Source organism: Thiorhodococcus drewsii AZ1 (assembly GCF_000224065.1).
GTDB classification, from domain to species: domain Bacteria; phylum Pseudomonadota; class Gammaproteobacteria; order Chromatiales; family Chromatiaceae; genus Imhoffiella; species Imhoffiella drewsii.
This window is the reverse complement of the sequence record NZ_AFWT01000020.1, coordinates 13,484-31,086: the sequence shown is the minus strand read 5'-3', so window position 1 is coordinate 31,086 and position 17,603 is coordinate 13,484. Positions and strand designations below refer to the sequence as shown.

Annotated in this window: 13 protein-coding genes; 8 read left to right on the top strand and 5 right to left on the bottom strand. The window is 63.9% G+C overall.

From position 1 onward, the window contains the following. Positions 1-29: 29 nt before the first annotated feature. The 5 genes from THIDRDRAFT_RS14275 to radA all read left to right on the top strand — a co-directional run bounded on the left by THIDRDRAFT_RS14275 (position 30) and on the right by radA (position 5,413). Positions 30-872: a tetratricopeptide repeat protein gene (locus THIDRDRAFT_RS14275; protein WP_245535853.1), complete on the top strand. Its 843-nt coding sequence runs from the start codon at positions 30-32 to the stop codon at positions 870-872. A 39-nt stretch (positions 873-911) separates the two neighbouring features. Beyond that, positions 912-2,867 (top strand): DNA repair helicase YoaA, encoded by a 1,956-nt coding sequence (gene yoaA / locus THIDRDRAFT_RS14270; protein ID WP_007041570.1) that lies wholly within the window; start codon positions 912-914, stop codon positions 2,865-2,867. 82 nt (positions 2,868-2,949) lie between these two features. Next, the gene (locus THIDRDRAFT_RS14265) at positions 2,950-3,477 is read left to right on the top strand and encodes a J domain-containing protein (RefSeq protein WP_007041569.1); all 528 of its coding nucleotides are present in this window, start codon (positions 2,950-2,952) and stop codon (positions 3,475-3,477) included. Positions 3,478-3,483: 6 nt separating this feature from the next. After that, positions 3,484-3,939 (top strand): SRPBCC family protein, encoded by a 456-nt coding sequence (locus THIDRDRAFT_RS14260; RefSeq protein WP_007041568.1) that lies wholly within the window; start codon positions 3,484-3,486, stop codon positions 3,937-3,939. 103 nt (positions 3,940-4,042) lie between these two features. Next, on the top strand, positions 4,043-5,413 hold the full coding sequence (gene radA / locus THIDRDRAFT_RS14255; RefSeq protein ID WP_007041567.1) for a DNA repair protein RadA: 1,371 nt from the start codon (positions 4,043-4,045) through the stop codon (positions 5,411-5,413). 145 nt (positions 5,414-5,558) lie between these two features. Here radA and THIDRDRAFT_RS14250 read toward each other — a convergent pair whose 3' ends face one another. Next, entirely contained in the window at positions 5,559-6,833 is a 1,275-nt protein-coding gene (locus THIDRDRAFT_RS14250) for an HlyC/CorC family transporter (protein ID WP_040844959.1), read from the bottom strand. A 312-nt stretch (positions 6,834-7,145) separates the two neighbouring features. Here THIDRDRAFT_RS14250 and ehuB point away from each other — a divergent pair, with 312 nt between their 5' ends. From ehuB to THIDRDRAFT_RS14235, 3 genes are all read left to right on the top strand, one after another. After that, the gene (gene ehuB / locus THIDRDRAFT_RS14245; protein WP_007041565.1) at positions 7,146-7,991 is read left to right on the top strand and encodes an ectoine/hydroxyectoine ABC transporter substrate-binding protein EhuB; all 846 of its coding nucleotides are present in this window, start codon (positions 7,146-7,148) and stop codon (positions 7,989-7,991) included. A 44-nt stretch (positions 7,992-8,035) separates the two neighbouring features. Then, positions 8,036-11,464, top strand: coding sequence for a PAS domain S-box protein (locus THIDRDRAFT_RS23875; RefSeq protein ID WP_159105417.1), 3,429 nt, complete (start codon positions 8,036-8,038; stop codon positions 11,462-11,464). A 95-nt stretch (positions 11,465-11,559) separates the two neighbouring features. Continuing rightward, a complete protein-coding gene (locus THIDRDRAFT_RS14235) occupies positions 11,560-12,537 on the top strand; it encodes a recombination-associated protein RdgC (RefSeq protein ID WP_007041563.1) in 978 nt (325 codons plus the stop codon). Between the two features lie 105 nt (positions 12,538-12,642). Here the strand turns inward: THIDRDRAFT_RS14235 and THIDRDRAFT_RS14230 are convergent, their stop codons facing one another. From THIDRDRAFT_RS14230 to THIDRDRAFT_RS14215, 4 genes are all read right to left on the bottom strand, one after another. Continuing rightward, positions 12,643-13,650: an NAD-dependent epimerase gene (locus THIDRDRAFT_RS14230; RefSeq protein ID WP_040844954.1), complete on the bottom strand. Its 1,008-nt coding sequence runs from the start codon at positions 13,648-13,650 to the stop codon at positions 12,643-12,645. 178 nt (positions 13,651-13,828) lie between these two features. Beyond that, positions 13,829-15,115, bottom strand: coding sequence for a Vi polysaccharide biosynthesis UDP-N-acetylglucosamine C-6 dehydrogenase TviB (gene tviB / locus THIDRDRAFT_RS14225; RefSeq protein ID WP_007041561.1), 1,287 nt, complete (start codon positions 15,113-15,115; stop codon positions 13,829-13,831). Positions 15,116-15,151: 36 nt separating this feature from the next. Beyond that, positions 15,152-16,471 carry an FGGY-family carbohydrate kinase gene (locus THIDRDRAFT_RS14220; RefSeq protein ID WP_007041560.1) on the bottom strand — a complete coding sequence of 440 codons (1,320 nt, stop codon included), beginning with the start codon at positions 16,469-16,471 and terminating at the stop codon, positions 15,152-15,154. Between the two features lie 23 nt (positions 16,472-16,494). Beyond that, a complete protein-coding gene (locus THIDRDRAFT_RS14215) occupies positions 16,495-17,436 on the bottom strand; it encodes a metal ABC transporter solute-binding protein, Zn/Mn family (protein ID WP_007041559.1) in 942 nt (313 codons plus the stop codon). Positions 17,437-17,603: the final 167 nt, after the last annotated feature.

Sequence of the window (17,603 nt, the reverse complement as noted above, 5' to 3'; positions counted from 1 at the left end):
GGTGTCCTGTCGCGCCTCGAATCGTTCTCGTGCGATCCGGTCTGCGATTCCTCTCGGTCCTCTTTCCGACTCTGATCCTCGCGGCCTGTGCTCTGCCGTCGCGAGAGGGTCCGCCCGCGCCCGTGGTTCAGGTGACGCCGCGTTCAGCCGCGCCCTCGGCCGCCACGCCGGCGCAACCCGCGCCCGAGCCGAAGCCGGCAGAGCCGCCCAAGCCGGAGAAGAAAGAGACCCAGGTCTATGCCTATCGGGATCCCGGAGCCCCTCCCGAGCCTGCTCAACCAGAGTCGCCAGCTCAAGCCTCTCAGGGCACGCCATCCAGTCCCACGGCACCTGTCTCCGAGACCCCGAAGGCGGCGGCTCGGACGCCCGCGCCCGAAAGCGCCCCTGCTCAGCCGGCGGTTGCCAAGGCAGAGCCGCCCAAGCCTAAACCCAAGCCCAAGCCGCCGATCATGCCGCAGCCCTCCTCCGAGGCGCCGACACCGCCGATGCAGGTCGCCAGTGCGGAGCCCGCGCCGGCACCGCTGCCCGCGTCCAATGTCGCTGCACCGAGTTTGGCCCCGGCCGCCCGAGCCCTGGCCAACCAGGCCGAGCAGCAGCGTCAGGCGGGTGATTACGCGGGCGCGGCCGCTTCGCTCGAACGCTCGCTGCGCATTGCACCGCGTGAGGCCTATCTCTGGAATCGACTGGCCCGGGTACGCATGGAGCAGGGGCAGGCGGTTCAGGCGGGTAATCTGGCGTCGCGCTCCAACGACTTGGCCGGTGGCGATGCGGACGTCAAGCGGGATAATTGGCGCATGATCGCCGAGGCCAAGCGGCGTGCCGGCGACGCGGCCGGTGCCAGCGCCGCCGAGCAGCGTGCGAACGCCAACTGATCGCTGGCGCGCGACCTCGATCGATCCGTTACAGACTCAATGTCAGACCTATCCCATGTTTTCGGCCCGGAGGGTCTGCTGGCGAGCCAGATCCCCGGTTTTGTCTACCGCGAGCAGCAGCAGGCGATGTCCGAGCGGATTGCCGCCGTCATGGACAGCGGAGGTGTGCTCATCTGCGAGGCCGGGACCGGAACGGGTAAGACCTTTGCCTATCTGGTTCCGGCGCTGCTTTCGGGGCGTAAGGTCATCGTCTCCACCGGCACCCGCAATCTGCAGGACCAGCTCTTCCATCGCGACCTGCCCCTGATCCGCAAGGTGCTGGGGCGCCCGCTGTCCATCGCCTTGCTCAAGGGGCGGGGAAATTACCTGTGCCGCTATCGTCTTAAGCTGGTGCTGGACGATCCCGCTGCGCTGGACGCCGATCAGCGCGCCCAGCTCAATGAGGTGGCCCGCTGGTCCAAAGCGACCCGGTGCGGCGATATCGTCGAGCTGGGCATCCCCGAGGATGCGTCCATTTGGCCTCATGTGACCTCCAGCAGCGACAACTGTCTCGGTCAGGAGTGCGCCGATTTGCAGGACTGCCATCTGGTGGCCGCGCGGCGCGAGGCCCAATCCGCCGATCTGGTGGTGGTGAACCACCATCTGTTCTGCGCCGACCTGGCGCTCAAGGATGAGGGGTTCGGCGAGATCCTGCCCGGCGCCGATTGCTTCGTCATCGATGAGGCTCACCAGCTTCCAGGAACCGCCTCGAACTTCTTCGGTGTCTCGCTCAGTAGCCGCCAGCTCATGGATCTGATCCGCGACACCGAGTTGGAGGCCCACCGTGTCGCATCGGATGCCCCGGATCTGATCGAACGGATCGCGCGTCTGAAGCGAGTGCTTCAGGATGCGCGCCTGGAATTGGGCGACTCCGAGCGACGTGGTCCCTGGCGCGAACTGGGCGAGAATCCGGCGATCAAGCGGGCGCTGGAGACCTTGGATCGGCGTCTCGCGGCCCTTGCCGATGGGCTCAAGGCACTGGCCGGGCGCGACAAGGGGCTCGATGCCTGCCAGGCGCGTTCCAATGATTTGCTCGGACGACTGCATGTCCTCACCGCACCCGAGTCCGAGAACGCGGTGCGCTGGTTCGAGATCCAGGGGCGCGGATTTCGCTTCCATCAGACGCCATTGGAGGTTGCGGAGCTCTTTCGCGACCAGATCGGGCGCGACGACAGCGCCTGGATTTTTACTTCGGCGACTCTGGCGGTGGGGAAGGGGTTCGAGCACTTCTCGCATCAGCTCGGTATCCAGGACGCTGAAACTGCGCGCTGGGACAGTCCATTCGACTATCCGACCCAGGCGCTCTGGTTCGTTCCGCGCGGTCTGCCTCAGCCCTCGGAGCCGGACTACAATCGCCAGGTGCTGGAGCTGGCCTGCGAGATCATCGGTTACAGCCGTGGTCGCGCCTTTCTGCTCTTCACCAGCCACCGCGCGTTGCGCGAGACGGCGAAGGGGTTGGAGGGGCGCATTCCCTATCCAATCCTGGTCCAGGGGGCGGCGCCGCGCGCCGAGCTGCTGGAGCGCTTTCGCTCCCTCGGCAATGCGGTGCTACTCGGCAGCTCCAGCTTCTGGGAAGGGGTGGACGTACGCGGCGAGGCACTATCCTGCGTGCTGATCGATCGTCTGCCTTTCGCTTCTCCGGGAGATCCGGTGCTCTCGGCTCGCATCGACGCGTTGCGTCAGCGCGGCGGCAATCCGTTCCGCGACTATCAGCTGCCGCGCGCGGTGATCGCGCTCAAACAGGGGGCAGGGCGTCTCATTCGTGGCGTGGAGGATCGCGGCGTGCTGGTGGTCTGCGATCCGCGTCTCTTGTCGCGCTCCTACGGCTACACCTTTCTCGACAGCCTGCCGCCGATGGCGCGCACCCGCAAAATCGAGGATGTGCGGGCGTTCTTCGAGATGAACTCGGCGGACGCATCCCAGTCTCTGGATCATGGGGCATCCGCTGGGCCGTGATCCGGTGCGCCTGGGCGCGCTTCAAGACGCGGCCTGATTCGATGTCCAAATCCTTGCGTTACGGTTTTCAGGAATTCTCTCCATGTCACGTGTATTGATTCTGCTCATCCTGGTCGCCGTCATGTTCTTCGTGTTCCAGGCCTGGCGTCGCATGCCGATCGAGCGACGCAGACGTCTGCTGCGCCAGTCACTGTTGTGGGGCGGCCTCGGACTGCTGGTGATCGCGGTGCTTTTCGGTCATCTGAATCCGTTGCTCGCCGCCGTGGCCGCAGCCGTTCCGGCGCTGATGCGCGTGGTCTATCTGCTGCGCACGGTGTCCGGGCTGCGCGAGCTGCTGAACGGCCTGGGATTGGGGGCTTGGGCGAACGGCGAGGCCGCTGCTGGTGCCGGTGCCGGGCAACAATCCGCCGGCGGTTCCTCGTCGAGTCGTGACGGACGTATGACGGACGTCGAGGCCCGATCCATCCTGGGCGTCGAGCCGGGCGCCGAGGTCGAGACCATCCGCGCTGCCCATCGACGGTTGATGCAGCGATTGCACCCCGACCGGGGTGGATCCGATTATCTTGCAGCCAAGATCAACGCAGCCAAACGCCAGCTGCTGGGAGAATGAGAACGCATGTTGACGAGCCAAGCGGAAACCTATGTCGCACGTCCACCGGAGCTGGTGTTCCAGTTCGTCGCCGAGGATTTTCTGCGTAACTATCCACGCTGGTCGCCCGAGGTCCGCTCCTTGGAGGCGGTGACCGAGGGGCCAATGCAGGTCGGCTGGATCGGTCGTCAGATCCGCTTCGATCGCGGACGACGCAGCGATAGCCAGTTTCGTGTCACCACCTTCGAGGCGGGCCGCCGGATCACCTTCAAGGGGATCACGGATTCCTATCTGATCGACTATCGCTTCGAGCCTTTGGACTGTGGCACCCAGATCGCCTTCACCTTCGAGCTGGAGCATCTGAGCGGTGCGTTGCGACCATTCGAGGGCATGGTCCGACGCGCGATCCAGGAGACCTCCGAACGTATGATGGTCAATCTCAAGGGTCTGATCGAGCTTGAGGTGGTGCCCCAGCCATGTTGATGGGAGGCGAGTGCTGGTCGGTGCGGCCGCGGACCGATCGAAGCATCAAGGTGTCTTTGGCGTCGTTGTGGTTCGCATCGATGGGCCAGAGGTAATTACGACCATGGCCGCCACCAAGACCCGAACCTCCTATGTCTGCAATGCCTGCGGCGCGCGTCAGCCCAAGTGGGCTGGCCAGTGCCCGGATTGCGGTGCCTGGAACAGTCTGACCGAGGCGGCCGAGATCCGGCGTCGTCCCTCGGATCGCGGCGGTGGTTATGCCGGTGTCGTCATCGACTCGAAGGTCGAGGTTCTGGCCGAGGTCAGCCCAGAGGAACGCACGCGCATCCTGAGCGGGATCGGCGAGCTGGACCGGGTGCTGGGCGGTGGCCTGGTGACGGGGTCAGTGGTGCTGCTCGGCGGCGATCCGGGGATCGGCAAATCGACCCTTCTGCTCCAGGCTTGCGCTGCGCTCGCGAGCGATCAGTCCGTCCTCTATGTCAGCGGCGAGGAATCGCCGCAACAGATTGGTTTGCGCGCGCACCGCCTGGGTCTCTCCGGTGGTGGTATCCGGCTGTTGGCCGAGACCTGCGTCGAACAGATACTGGCACAGGCGGTTCGGGAGCGTCCGCGCGTCATGGTCGTGGACTCGATTCAGACACTCTTCACCGATGCGCTCCAGTCTGCGCCGGGCTCGGTTTCCCAGGTGCGCGAGGCCGCAGCCCAGCTGGTGCGCTTCGCCAAGCAGCAGGAAACCGTCGTGTTCCTGGTCGGGCACGTGACCAAGGACGGATCGCTGGCCGGACCGCGCGTATTGGAGCACATGGTCGATACAGTGCTCTATTTCGAGGGTGAGCACGGCGGTCCATTTCGCATCGTACGCTCGATCAAGAACCGTTTCGGCGCGGTCAACGAACTGGGCGTCTTTTCCATGGGCGATCAGGGTCTGCGCGAGGTCAAGAATCCATCCGCCATCTTTCTCTCGCGTCACGACACGCCGGTCTCCGGGAGCCTGGTCATGGTCACCCGCGAGGGGACCCGGCCGCTGTTGGTCGAGGTCCAGGCGCTGGTCGACGAGAGCCCGCTGGCCAATCCACGCCGGGTCGCGCTGGGGTTGGATCAGAATCGGTTGTCGATGCTGCTGGCCGTGCTGCACCGTCATGGCGGGGTGGGGATGTTCAATCAGGACGTCTTCGTCAACGTCGTCGGCGGCGTGCGCATTGCCGAGACCGCCGCCGATCTACCGGTCATCATGGCCGTGCTGTCGAGTTATCGCGATCGTCCGCTGCCGCTGGATCTGGCCGTCTTCGGCGAGGTGGGGCTCTCGGGCGAGGTGCGTCCGGTGCCGAACGGTCCGGACCGGCTGCGCGAGGCGGTCAAGCACGGCATCCGCCGGGCCGTGGTCCCCAAGGGCAACGTGCCCAAGGAGGGAGTCGAGGGGTTGGAGATCACCGCCGTGCGGACCCTAGCCGAGGCGCTAGACGCCGTATCTTGACGATTGAATGGCAAGGAGCAGGTCGGTTTCAACCGATTGCCCGGGACTGACGCACCCAACTCCAGCACACTCTCCGCTGGCGGCTGGCGGCTGGCGGCTGGCGGCTGGCGGCTGGCGGCTGGCGGCTGGCGGCTCTCTCCCCAACTCAGCGCCTTACCTTGCGCACGGGGCGCGGGATGATCTTGACGGTCTTCACGGCGTTGTCCGAGGTCTGGATGATCTCGATCGGATGGTCGTGCAGCTTGAGGCTGGTGCCGGTTTCAGGGATGGTCTCCAGATATTCCAGGATGAGTCCGTTGAGCGTCTTGGGTCCGGTGGTCGGCAGCTCCCAGCGTAGCGCCCGATTGAGCGCGCGCAGACTGATGCTGCTGTCGACCAAGAGGCTGCCGTCCTCGGTGCGGTGAATCTCTTCGGTGTGGTCCGAGGGGTCGGTGGTGAACTCGCCGACGATCTCCTCCAGGAGGTCGGTCAGGGTGATGAGTCCGAGACAGTCCCCATATTCGTCCACGACCAGTCCGATCTGCTGGCGTCCGCGCTGGAAGTTGAGCAGCTGCTGGTAGAGCGGCGTTCCCTCCGGCACGTAGTAGGGTTCCTGCGCCAAATTGCGCAGATGCTCCTTGCTCAGGCCCTTCTCCAGCAGCGCATGCAGTGCGTGGCGGGCGTGGAAGATGCCGATGACGTTGTCTATGCTGCCGTCATAGAGTGGTAGACGCGTATACCCCGCGTTGCGGATCGTCTTGATGATGTCCTCTTCGTCGTCCTGGATGTCGATGCCCTCGACCTCGTTGCGCGGGATCATGATGTCTCGCACGGTCGCGTGCTCCAGATCGAGGATCGCCAGCAGCATGGAACGGCTGCGCTCCGGGATCATGGCACCGGCCTCGCTGACCACGGTGCGCAGCTCCTCTCGGCTCAGATCCGTCGGCGGCGCGCCCTCCGGGACGATACCGACCATGCGTAGCAGCCCGTTGGTGAAAAAGTTCACGGACCAAACGATAGGGTAGAGCAGCTTGAGCAGCGGCCGATAGAGATAGGCTGCCGGAAAGGCGAGACGCTCTGGGTGGAGCGTGGCATAGGTTTTCGGCGCCACCTCGGCAAAGATGAGAATGACGAGCGTCAGCAGGCCTGCGGCGATGCCGATCGCCGCCTCACCGCCGAGACGGATGGCGATGATGGTGGCCAACGAGGAGGCCATGATGTTGACGAAGTTGTTTCCCAGCAGAATGAGCCCGATCAGCCGGTCGGGGCGTTCGAGCAGTCGGCGGGCGATGCGTGCTCCTCGGTGTCCCTGATCGGCCATGTGCCGCAGCTTGTAGCGGTTGATGGTCAGGAGCGCAGTTTCCGAGCCAGAGAAAAAGGCCGAAAGGTTGATGAGTATGAAGAGTGCGAAGAAGAGTCCGGGTAGGGGGAGATCGTTCACGTGGGGCCGGTCAATGGCGAAAGATGGGGTCATTTTAGCGAAACTCCCGGTGGCCCGCGAATCGGGCGGGGGGAGGTCTTTGGCGTGTGACGGGTATATCAAGGCCATCACAGGTTCGAGGCCCTGTTTGACGCTACATTTGTAGAACGTAGGGATCGATATTGACATCCTGCAGTCTTCTGGATGGCATCGCGAGGGTTCGCATTCGATGGTTATCTCTGGTCGCGACGCGTTGGGTGAAGCAACGGGAGTGCCGGTCTCCATCGGCCAGAAAACCGCCGCTCGGGCGCACGATGCTGACGAGGTCGTGGCGTGAGTACGAACGGACGGGTCTGGTGTGCGATCCTGCTGGCTGCGGTCGTCATCCTGGTGTTTCTCGGAGCCGCCTATCTACGCGATGACTCACTGTCGCGTCTGCGCGGTTCGGGCGTCATCCGTATCGGTTACGCCATCGAGCCGCCCTATGCCTTCATCGACGCGCGCGGGCGGGTCACCGGAGAGTCGCCCGAGGTGGCGAAGCGGATCGTGGATTCGCTGGGTATCGGCCGTATCCAATGGCGTCAGATGGAGTTCGGCAGTCTGATCCCGGAGTTGGAGGCCGGGCGGATTGATGTGATCGCGGCCGGACTCTTTTTCACCCCGGAGCGTGCGCGTCGGGTGCGGTTTTCCACCCCAACCTTCCGTGTTCATCCTGATCTGTTGGTCTACAAGGGCAATCCGCGCGGGCTGCACTCATTTCGTCAGATCGCCGAGGACCCTAGCGTGCGACTGGCCGTTCTCTCGGGTTCGGTGGAAGAGTCGTTGTCTCAGCGACTGGGTGTCGATCCGGAACGTCTCGTCCGGGTTCCGGATGCGCTCACCGGACGGGTTGCCGTCGAATCGGGTTTTGCGGATGCCCTGATGCTTTCTGCGCCGACGTTGCGCTGGATGACCAACGCGCATCGATTGGGGCTGACTCAATTGTGCATTCCTGCCGAGGACGCCACTCTGGCGCTCGGAGATACGTATGGCGTCGGTGCCTTCGCCTTCAGACTCGAGGATCGGGCGCTTGTTTCGGCCTGGAATGCCGCGCAGCGTTTTTTTATCGGTAGCGAGGCCCATCGTCGTCTACTGCTTGGATTCGGTTTCCAGAATACGGAGGTTCATTCGCGCCGATGATACCGAATCACTCAAGACCCTTTGCTGCCGGTCTTAGCCGATCGGTGCCTATTGTGGTTCTGCTCTCCATCGGGGTCTGCGTGCTTCTCTTTTGGCAGCACTGGGAACATCGTCTGGCTATGCAGCGCGTCGTGCAGGGCCTCGCTGAGATGCGTCAGGCCCAGATCGATCTCGCTAAGGGCTTTCTGCAGGTGTCCCTGTCCGGCAGTCCCGGCGCCCCTTTCAGTCGCGATGCCGGGATCGTCTTGCTGCATCAGTCGATCGACTCATTCGAACGGGCACTCGCGGCGCGCGGGAGCGCGTCGACAGATTCCTTGGAGTCCTTCGAGCGTGCCGCCTCCGAGTTCGAGCATCTGCTGGATCGTTGGCGTCTGGATCCGTCCCCCGATCCATCGCGCATGGTCGCGCTACGGGTTGCCTATGGTGATTTAGAGCGCCGGGCCGAGGAGTCCGATGCGGCCGTTGAGCAAGGCATGGTCGCGCTCAATGGGCTGATCGAGCGTAATTTCGTCGTTACCCTGACCGGTGCGGTTCTGGCCTTGATGATTACGATCGGCATCGTGATTCTGGCGGTGCGTCGCCAACATCTCTGGTTGCAGGCACGCCAGCAGAGCGATGCCGCGCTCAGGGAGAGCGAGTCGAACCTGAGGGAGGCCAAGCGATTGGCTCGATTGGGCCATTGGCACTGGAGTCTGGATCGGAAGCATCCAGTCTGGTCCGAAGAGATTTACGAGATCTGCGGGCTCGATCCGACCTCTCCGGCACCCCGGCTGGTGGAGCTCCGGCATCTCTTCGATCCAGAGAGTTGGGGCGTTCTTTCCGAAGCGCTAAGGCGCGTGCGTGTGGAAGGGGTCGCATGCGAATGCGATCTGCGCATCCTGTGTCACGACGGCGACCAGCGTTGGGCTACGATGCGCGGAGAGGCGTTGCGCAATGGCTCGGGCGAGGTCGTGGCGCTGCGCGGCACCTTGCAGGACGTCACCTTCCGCAAGCAGGCCGAGCTCGCCCTGGCCGAGCAGACCCTGCATTACGAGGCCATGATCGCGACGTCAATCGACGGTTTCTGGATGCTCGATCCCGAGGGGCGCATCCTGGCGACGAATGATGCCTATCTGAAGCGGTCCGGCTATGGGCGCGAGGAAATGCTCGGGATGCGGGTCGCCGACCTTGAGGCGATGGAAACCTCCGAACATGTCGCGCCGCGTATCGCACGCATCAAGCGTTCTGGTCACGATCTCTTCGAGTCCCGCCACCGGACCAAGGATGGGGTGGTTTGGCCGGTGGAGGTCAGCGTCTCATTCAGTCCTGCGTCCGGTGGCCGGCTCTTCGTGTTCATCCGCGATATCGGCGAGCGCAAGAGGGCCAACCGCGTCTTGTTCGAGCAGCAAACGGCGGCGCTCGAGGAACAGCGACGCGCTCAGATCGCCGCTCTCAGCTTGATGGAGGAGGCCATCGCCGCTCGCGAGCGGGCCGAGACTGCCTTCGCGTCGCTGCGCGAGAGCGAGCAGCGTCTGCTGTTGGCGCAGGAGGGGGCGCAGGTTGGGATCTGGGAGTGGGATCCGGCCGAGGATCGGCTCTATTGCTCGCCCGAGTGCCACAGGCTCTATGGTTTGCCACCGGATAGTTTCTCCAGGATCGACGATTGGGGCGCCTGTCTGCATCCCGAGGATTTCAAGCGTCTGCGTTCGGGCTGGCTAGCGAATCCGGACGCCAGTCCCTTCTTCGAGGATGAGTTCCGTATCTTTCGTGAGCATGGCGAGGTGCGTTGGATCTTCACCAAGGGGCATCTGGTGCGAGACGCTTCGGGTCTGCCGCGGCTGTTCGGTATCAACATGGATGTGACGGACCAGAAGCATTTGGTCGCGGAGCTGGAGCAGTATCGGTTGCATTTGGAAGAGCTGGTCGAGGTCCGCACCTCAGAACTGGCCGCCGCGCGCAACGAGGCCGAGCGCCTGGCGCGGATCAAGAGCGCGTTCCTCGCCAACATGAGTCATGAGATCAGAACCCCGCTCAACGCGGTTCTGGGGTTGGCCCGAATCGGGGCGCGCGATAGCCTCGGCCTCAAGGTTCGGTCGACCTTCGAGCGTATCCTGATGGCCGGCGAGCATCTGCTTGGCGTCATCAACGACATCCTGGATTATTCCAAGATCGAAGCAGGGCGTTTCGTGCTCGAGTCTCACGCCTTTCGGCTGGTCGATCTAATCTCCAAAGCTGCGGATCTGCAAGTCGGCGTGGCACGCGACAAGGGGTTGGATTACCGTATCGAGTGCTCACCCGATCTGCCCGGTTGGGTCATGGGCGATGCCCAACGGCTGCGGCAAATTCTGGTCAATCTGCTCTCCAATGCCGTCAAATTCACCGAGCGGGGCGAGGTGTGTCTGCGCGTTGAGGTGGCCGGTCCCTGTATTCGATTCAACGTGACGGACACGGGGGTCGGGATGCGCGATGAACAGATTGCACGTCTCTTCACGCCGTTCGAGCAGGCGGATGGCTCGACCACTCGCCGATTTGGCGGCACCGGGCTGGGGCTTGCGATCAGCCGCAATCTGGCGCGGCTCATGGGGGGCGAAATCTTGGTGGAGAGTGCCCCGGGTCAGGGGAGCCGCTTTACGTTGAGCCTGTCGTTGCCGATCGCCGAGCCAGTTCAAGATCGGACGAAGTTCGAATCGGAAATGGCCGGACGCCGGCTCGCCGGAATTCATGTGCTCGCGGCCGAGGACGTGGAGCTGAACAGGGTGATCCTGGAGGATCTGTTGGAGCACGAGGGGGCTCGGTGCCGATTGGTCGAGAACGGTCGCCTGGCGGTTGAATCCGTGAGAAAGGCTGGACCTCAAGGGTTCGATCTGGTGCTGATGGATGTGCAGATGCCCGAGATGGACGGCTACGAGGCGACCCGTCGGATCCACGCGCTGGCCCCCGATCTGCCGGTGATTGCCCTGACTGCACACGCCTTGCCCGAAGAGCGTGCCAAGTGCATGAGCGCCGGCATGGTGGATCATGTCTCCAAGCCAATCGAGCCGGATGCGCTTGTGGCCGCTATTTTAGGCCATGTCGCGCGGACCCAGCCGGACAGAGCGATCGAGCAGGAAGATGCAGGCATGCCGGATTCGGAAGCTGGATGCGTGCTTGACTCAGGGCGCGCCTGTGTCGACTGGGATAGGCTGACACGCCGGTTCGAGGGCCGGCCTGGCTTCGTCGAGAAACTGATTCGTGTCTCCCTGAGCGTCACTGTCGAGTCGCCCGGACGCTTGCGCGCCGCAATCGCGTCGGGAAATCTCGGCGAGATCGATTTCGTCGCCCATTCCATCAAGGGTACGGCGGCCAATTTGGAGGCGGCCCGGATTGTCGAGCAGGCCGCCTTGACCGAACGGTCCGCCAAAGCGGGGCAGGAGGCCGCCTTCGCTCAGGCAGCCGAGCTGGCGGACATGGTCGAATCCCTGGAGATCGAGCTGCGTCGGATGCTGGATCGCTGAGTTTCGTGCGGCATTGAGCGGGCGCTCGATCGACTTCCCCTTGCAGTTCGCGCCGAGTCGGGCATACTCCGGCCCTTTTTCGACAGGGGCTGACCATGTTCAAGAACGCTCGATTCTTCCGTCTGGATACCTCCTTCGGCCTGGATGCCACCGAACTGGAGGAGCGTCTGGCGACCCGGCGCTTCCGCCCCTGCGGTCCCATCGAGACAGCGACGATGGGCTGGGCCTCGCCGCTCGGCGAGGAAACCTCCGCGTTGGTGCATGCGGTGGGCGGCTGTTTCCTGATGTGCGCGCGTAAGCAGGAGCGGTTGCTGCCGTCCGCTGCGGTGGCCGAGGCTTTGGATGAGCGTGTCGCCGAGCTGGAGTCCGGCGAGGCGCGCGATATCGGTCGTGCCGAGCGCCGACGTCTGCGCGAGCAGGTCATCAACGAGATGCTGCCTCGGGCCTTTACCCGTTCGCGCCGCACCCAGCTCTATGTGGACACCGAGGCCGGCTGGCTGGTGGTCGACGCTGCGAGCGAGAAACAGGCCGAGGATATCGTGTCATTGCTGCGCGAGACTCTGGAGTCGCTCCCCGCGAAACTTCCCGCCCCGAGCAAGACTCCGACCTCCATCATGACGAACTGGCTGCTGGAAGACTCCGCGCCCGACGATTTCGTTGCGGGTGATTCCTGCGAGCTGCGCGATGCGGAAGACAATGCCGGGGTGATCCGCTGCAGCAAGCAGGATCTGGCGAGCGAGGAGATCCTGAACCATTTGCGTGCCGGCAAGCGGGCGACCAAGCTGGCCCTCGAATGGGACGAGCGTCTGAGCTTCACTCTGGCCGAGGATCTGTCGCTCAAGCGTCTGCGGGTTGGCGACTCGCTGCTGGAGGAGCTCGACGACGATGATCTGGACCCGGCGATGCGTCTGGATGCCGAGTTCGCCATCCTGGCCCTGCAGCTGCGCCAGTTGATCGCCCGCTTCGACGAGCTGTTCGTCCTGTCTGCGGCGAGTCTGGCTGCGGCCAGTGCGACCGAATCCAGTCCGACCGAGCCGAGTGCTGTGACGACCCGCCAGGATGCGCCTTTCTGAGAGCGCCGTTCGGCGGTGGCTTTCCGGTCGCCGGTTCCGTAGTCCCCGGATTCGGCTGTCGCTTCATCCGGGGAATCCTTGGGTCGGAAATCGATCCGCAGACGATCAGACCTTGTAGAAATCTCGGTACCAATCGACGAACCGTGCTACGCCAACCGCGACCTGGGTGCTCGGCTGGTAGTCGACGTCGCGCACCAGATCCTCGACGTCGGCGAAGGTGTCCGGGACATCGCCTGGCTGCAGCGGAAGCATCTCCATCTCGGCCTTGCGGCCCAGGCTCTGTTCCAGCACCCGGATGTATTCCATCAGCTCGACCGGTGCGTTGTTGCCGATGTTGTAGACCCGATAGGGCGCCTGGCTGGTCGCCGGGTCGGGCACCGCTCCCGACCACTCCGGGTTGCCCTGGGGGACTCGATCCAGCACCCGGATGACACCCTCGACGATGTCGTCGATATAGGTGAAGTCGCGTCGGTGCTTGCCGTAGTTGAAGACCTGGATGGGTTCGCCGGCGAGGATGGCGCGGGTGAACTTGAACAGCGCCATGTCCGGACGGCCCCAGGGGCCGTAGACGGTGAAGAAGCGCAGTCCGGTGGTCGGCAGGCGATAGAGATGGCTGTAGGTGTGAGCCATCAGCTCGTTGGCCTTCTTGCTCGCGGCATAGAGGCTCAGAGGATGGTCGACGTTATGGTGGACCGAGAAGGGCATCTCGGTGTTGGAGCCGTAGACCGAGCTGCTGGAGGCGTAGGCCAGATGCTCGACGCCGTTGTGGCGGCAGGCCTCCAGGATGTTGGCGAATCCGACCAGATTGGTGCGGACGTAGGCCATGGGATTCTCGATCGAATAGCGCACCCCGGCCTGGGCTGCCAGATTGACCACGCGATCCGGCTTGTGGGTGGCGAACAGTTCGCTCAGCGCCTGCTCGTCCTCGATGTCGATCCGGGCATCGGTGAAATTCGGGTGATCCTGGGTGCGGGCGAGCCGCGCCAGCTTGAGGTTGACGTCATAGTAGTCGTTGAGGTTGTCGACACCGATGACCTCATCACCCCGTTCCAAGAGGCGCAGCGACAGGGCCGATCCGATGAATCCGGCACTGCCGGTTACGAGGACTTTCATGGAGACTCCGTAGATTTTGATCGCGAAGGATATGGCGATGAACCGCAAAGGACGCGAAGGATGATGAGAGGACATGAGCCGCTCGGCCAAACCATGACCCATTCGAGTGGCTCTACCTGATTTTCGGTGTCTTTGCGCTCTTGGCGCCTTTTCGGTTCGAAATGCTCTGCACGAAGGATCAGAGGCGCCCGTCGACCGCGTCGCGCTGGAAGAGCTGTTTGACGTCGTAGAGTATCGCATCCGTCTTGCCGAGGGCACGGACCCGCTCGACGCCCATCTCGGCGAACTGGTGGTGGGCGACCGCCAGGACGATGGCGTCGTAGCAGGCCTCCTGGGGCTCGGCGATCGGCCGAATGCCATATTCGTGCTCGGCCTCGGCCGGGTTGGCCCAAGGGTCGTGAACGTCGCAGCGGATGCCGTAGTCCTGAAGTTCGGCAATGATGTCGACCACCCGAGTGTTGCGCAGATCCGGGCAGTTTTCCTTGAAGGTCAGACCCAGAATTAGGATGCGGGAGTCAGGTCCGAGACGGCCTCGGCGCGTCATCAGTTTGATGACCTGTCCGGCGACATAGGCGCCCATGCCGTCGTTCAGACGTCGCCCGGCGAGGATGATCTCGGGGTTATAGCCGATCTGCTGCGCCTTGTGGGTCAGGTAGTAGGGATCGACGCCGATGCAGTGTCCTCCGACCAGTCCAGGGCGGAAGGGCAGGAAGTTCCACTTGGTCCCGGCCGCCTCCAGCACCTCCTGGGTGTCGATGCCTAAGCGGTTGAAGATGAGCGCCAGCTCGTTGATGAGCGCGATATTGAGGTCGCGCTGGGTGTTCTCGATCACCTTGGCCGCTTCGGCGACGCGGATGCTGCTCGCCAGATGGGTGCCGGCGGTGATGATGGAGGCATAGAGCGCGTCGACGAAGCGCGCGGCCTCGGGTGTCGAGCCGGAGGTGACCTTCTTGATGGTCGGCAGACGATGCGCGCGGTCGCCCGGATTGATGCGCTCCGGGCTGTAGCCGGCGAAGAAGTCCTGGTTGTAGACCAGTCCCGAAATCGACTCGATGATGGGGATACAGACCTCCTCAGTCGCACCCGGATAGACGGTCGATTCGAAGATGACGACATCGCCTGCGGACAGGATGCCGCCGAGCGTGCGGCTGGCCGATTCGAGCGGGGTGAGGTCAGGCTGCTTGTGCTCGTTGATGGGGGTGGGGACAGTGACGATATAGCAATTGCAGTCCGCCAGGTCCTGCGCATCCAGGCTGTAGCTGAGTTGGGTGGCGGCGATCAGGTCAGCCGGCTCCACCTCCAGCGATGAATCTCGCCCGGAGCGTAGTTCGTCCACGCGGGGCTTGCTGATGTCGAAGCCTAGCGTCGGATAGACCTTGCCGAATTCGACGGCAAGCGGGAGTCCTACGTAGCCAAGACCGATAATCCCGATTCGTGCCCGATCCAGAGTGAAAGAAACCGCCATGCCCCTGTCTCCTGATTGACTGCTGGTCACGCGATTCTAGGTGGGATCCGAATGGCTGGCCAGTTCGAGCTTGGCGGTCGAGTCGAGTGCGAGTCGGGCTGCGCCGAAGGCGGCCTCCCTGTGCTGGGCGGCGATGACCGGGATGCCCAGTCGACGTGCTCGCAGACGGGTCCAGGTTGGATTCCGGGCACCTCCGCCGACGCTGAGGATACGGGTGGGCGCGGGGGCGCCCAGTTCGGCCAGACGCGCGTATCCCTCGGCCTCGATCGCGGCGATCCCTTCAAGGAGCCCTTGGAGAAATCGGGCGGGGTCGGAGGGACGCGGATTCAGCCGGGGACGCAGATGGGGGTCCTGATGCGGGAAGCGTTCGCCTGGGCCGGGTAGCGGATAGAAGTCGAGACCCGAGTTCGTCTCCGGATCGATCCGCTGGCTGAGCGCGGCGATCTCGGCGTCGGTGAAGAACTGGCGCAGCACCCGTCCGCCGCTGTTCGAGGCGCCGCCGACCAGCCAATGATCTCCGAAGCGGTGGCTGTAGATCCCATAGCGGCTGGCGGTCACCGGGCGTTCGGAGAGGATTTTGATCACCAGGGTGCTGCCGAGCGAGGTCACGGCATCGCCGGGGTTCGCCGCTCCTGCCGCGATGACGGCCGCCGTACTGTCCGTGGTGCCGGCGAGTACCTGGGTTGTGGCCGGGAAACCGATCTCTTCTGCGATGGCGGGATCCAGGGTGCCGATGGGGCTTCCGGGCGCCAGGACCTGGGGTAGCCGGATGCCGTTCGGGATGCATGCATGGACCCAGTCGGGCCAGAGCAGACGCTCCGTTTCGTATCCCAGCTTCAGCGCATTGTTCCAGTCGCTGAGGCCATGGTGGCCGGTGAGTCGGCCGATGATCCAGTCCGCTTGATGGAGCGCGAGCGCTTCCGAGGTTGGTTCGGTCCGCTCGACCAGCGCCAGGACCTTGGCGAGGCTGGATCCCGGGCCTCTGGCCGGCGAGTCGGCTGGCGCGAATTCGGCGATCCGCTCGGCCGCCTTGACCGCGCTGCGGTCGTCGTACATGAGCGCCGGTCCGAGCGGCAGCCCGCAACTGTTCGCGAGGAGCAGGGTGCCCGAGGTGGCGTCCAGACCTATGGCTGCTGCCGGGCAGTCCTTCAGCGGGTCGGCGAGTGTTCGCAGCACCTGGCAGACGGCTCGCCACCAGCATTCGGGATCCTGCTCGACCGCGCCAGACCGAGGACGCAGCGGCTCCGGTATGGCGGCGCTGGCCTGGGCTATCTCGTTGCCCTGGTCGTCGATCGCCACGGCCCGGCAACCGGATGTGCCGATGTCGAGCCCGACGAATGCGCGATTGGGATTCATCGGTTCATGGTACGCGCTTGCGTTTATCGCTGGGCGTCGGCGATGACTTGGGCGACGTGCCTCATGTTGGCGAAATAGTCGGGGGCCAGGTTGTCGATCGACTCGACACGCCCGCCGATGGCGTTGGCGACCTGCTCGGCTGCGCGGCGGCTGAACTGGGGCTGGACGAAGATGACCCGAGTCCCCGTGTGGCGCGCCTGGTCGATCAGCGCGGCCAGGCTTCGGGGGCCGGGCTCCTTGCCTTCATGCTCGATCGGGATTTGGGTGAGCCCATAGGCATCGGCGAAGTAGCCCCAGGCAGGGTGGAAGACCATGAAACGACGCTGCGTAATGGGTTTCAGAATCTCGCGGATGTCGCGGTCGAGCGCGTCCAGATCGGCTTCGAAGGCAGCGAGATTGGCGGCATAGCTTGCGGTATGGCTTGGATCCATCTCGCTCAGAACCGCCGCGATCGCCTGTCCCATGCGCTTGACCAGAATTGGGCTTGTCCAGATGTGTGGATCGGGTTCGGATGCCTCGTGCTCGTGCTCGTGCTCGTGCTCGTGCTCGTGCTCGTGCTCGTGCTCGTGCTCGTGCTCGTGCTCTTCGTCATGGTCATGATGCGCATCATCGTCGTGATCGTGCGCTTCCAGGGTGCGCCGCTTGATGTTGGCGCTCAGGTCCAAGATACGGATATCGGGATTGACCCCGCGAATGCGGTCGATCCAGGCGGATTCAAACGGCATTCCGATGCGTAGATAGAGGTCGGCATCGGCTAGTCGGGATATCTGGCTCGGCGTCGGCTCGAAGGTATGCGGATTGTCGCCGGGTTTCACCAGCGATTCGACCTGGACCTGTGCGCCGCCGATGCGCTCGACGAAGGTTTGTTCGGGCAGGACGCTGACAAACACCTTCAGCGGTTCGGCGGCGACCGCGAGCGGCAGGCCCAGGATGAAAAGCAGAATCAGCTGTTGGAGTTGGCGCATCTGTTTGCCCTTGGCGGAGCGCGACACTCGGATCGCCGCGCCTGGAATGGATGATTTGAGCTCTCTGAACGTGGCAAATGTTATGACATAACATTCTCGATCACAATCAGCTGGGAGCTGGGAGCTGGGAGCTGGGAGCTGGGAGCTGGGAGCTGGGAGCTGGGAGC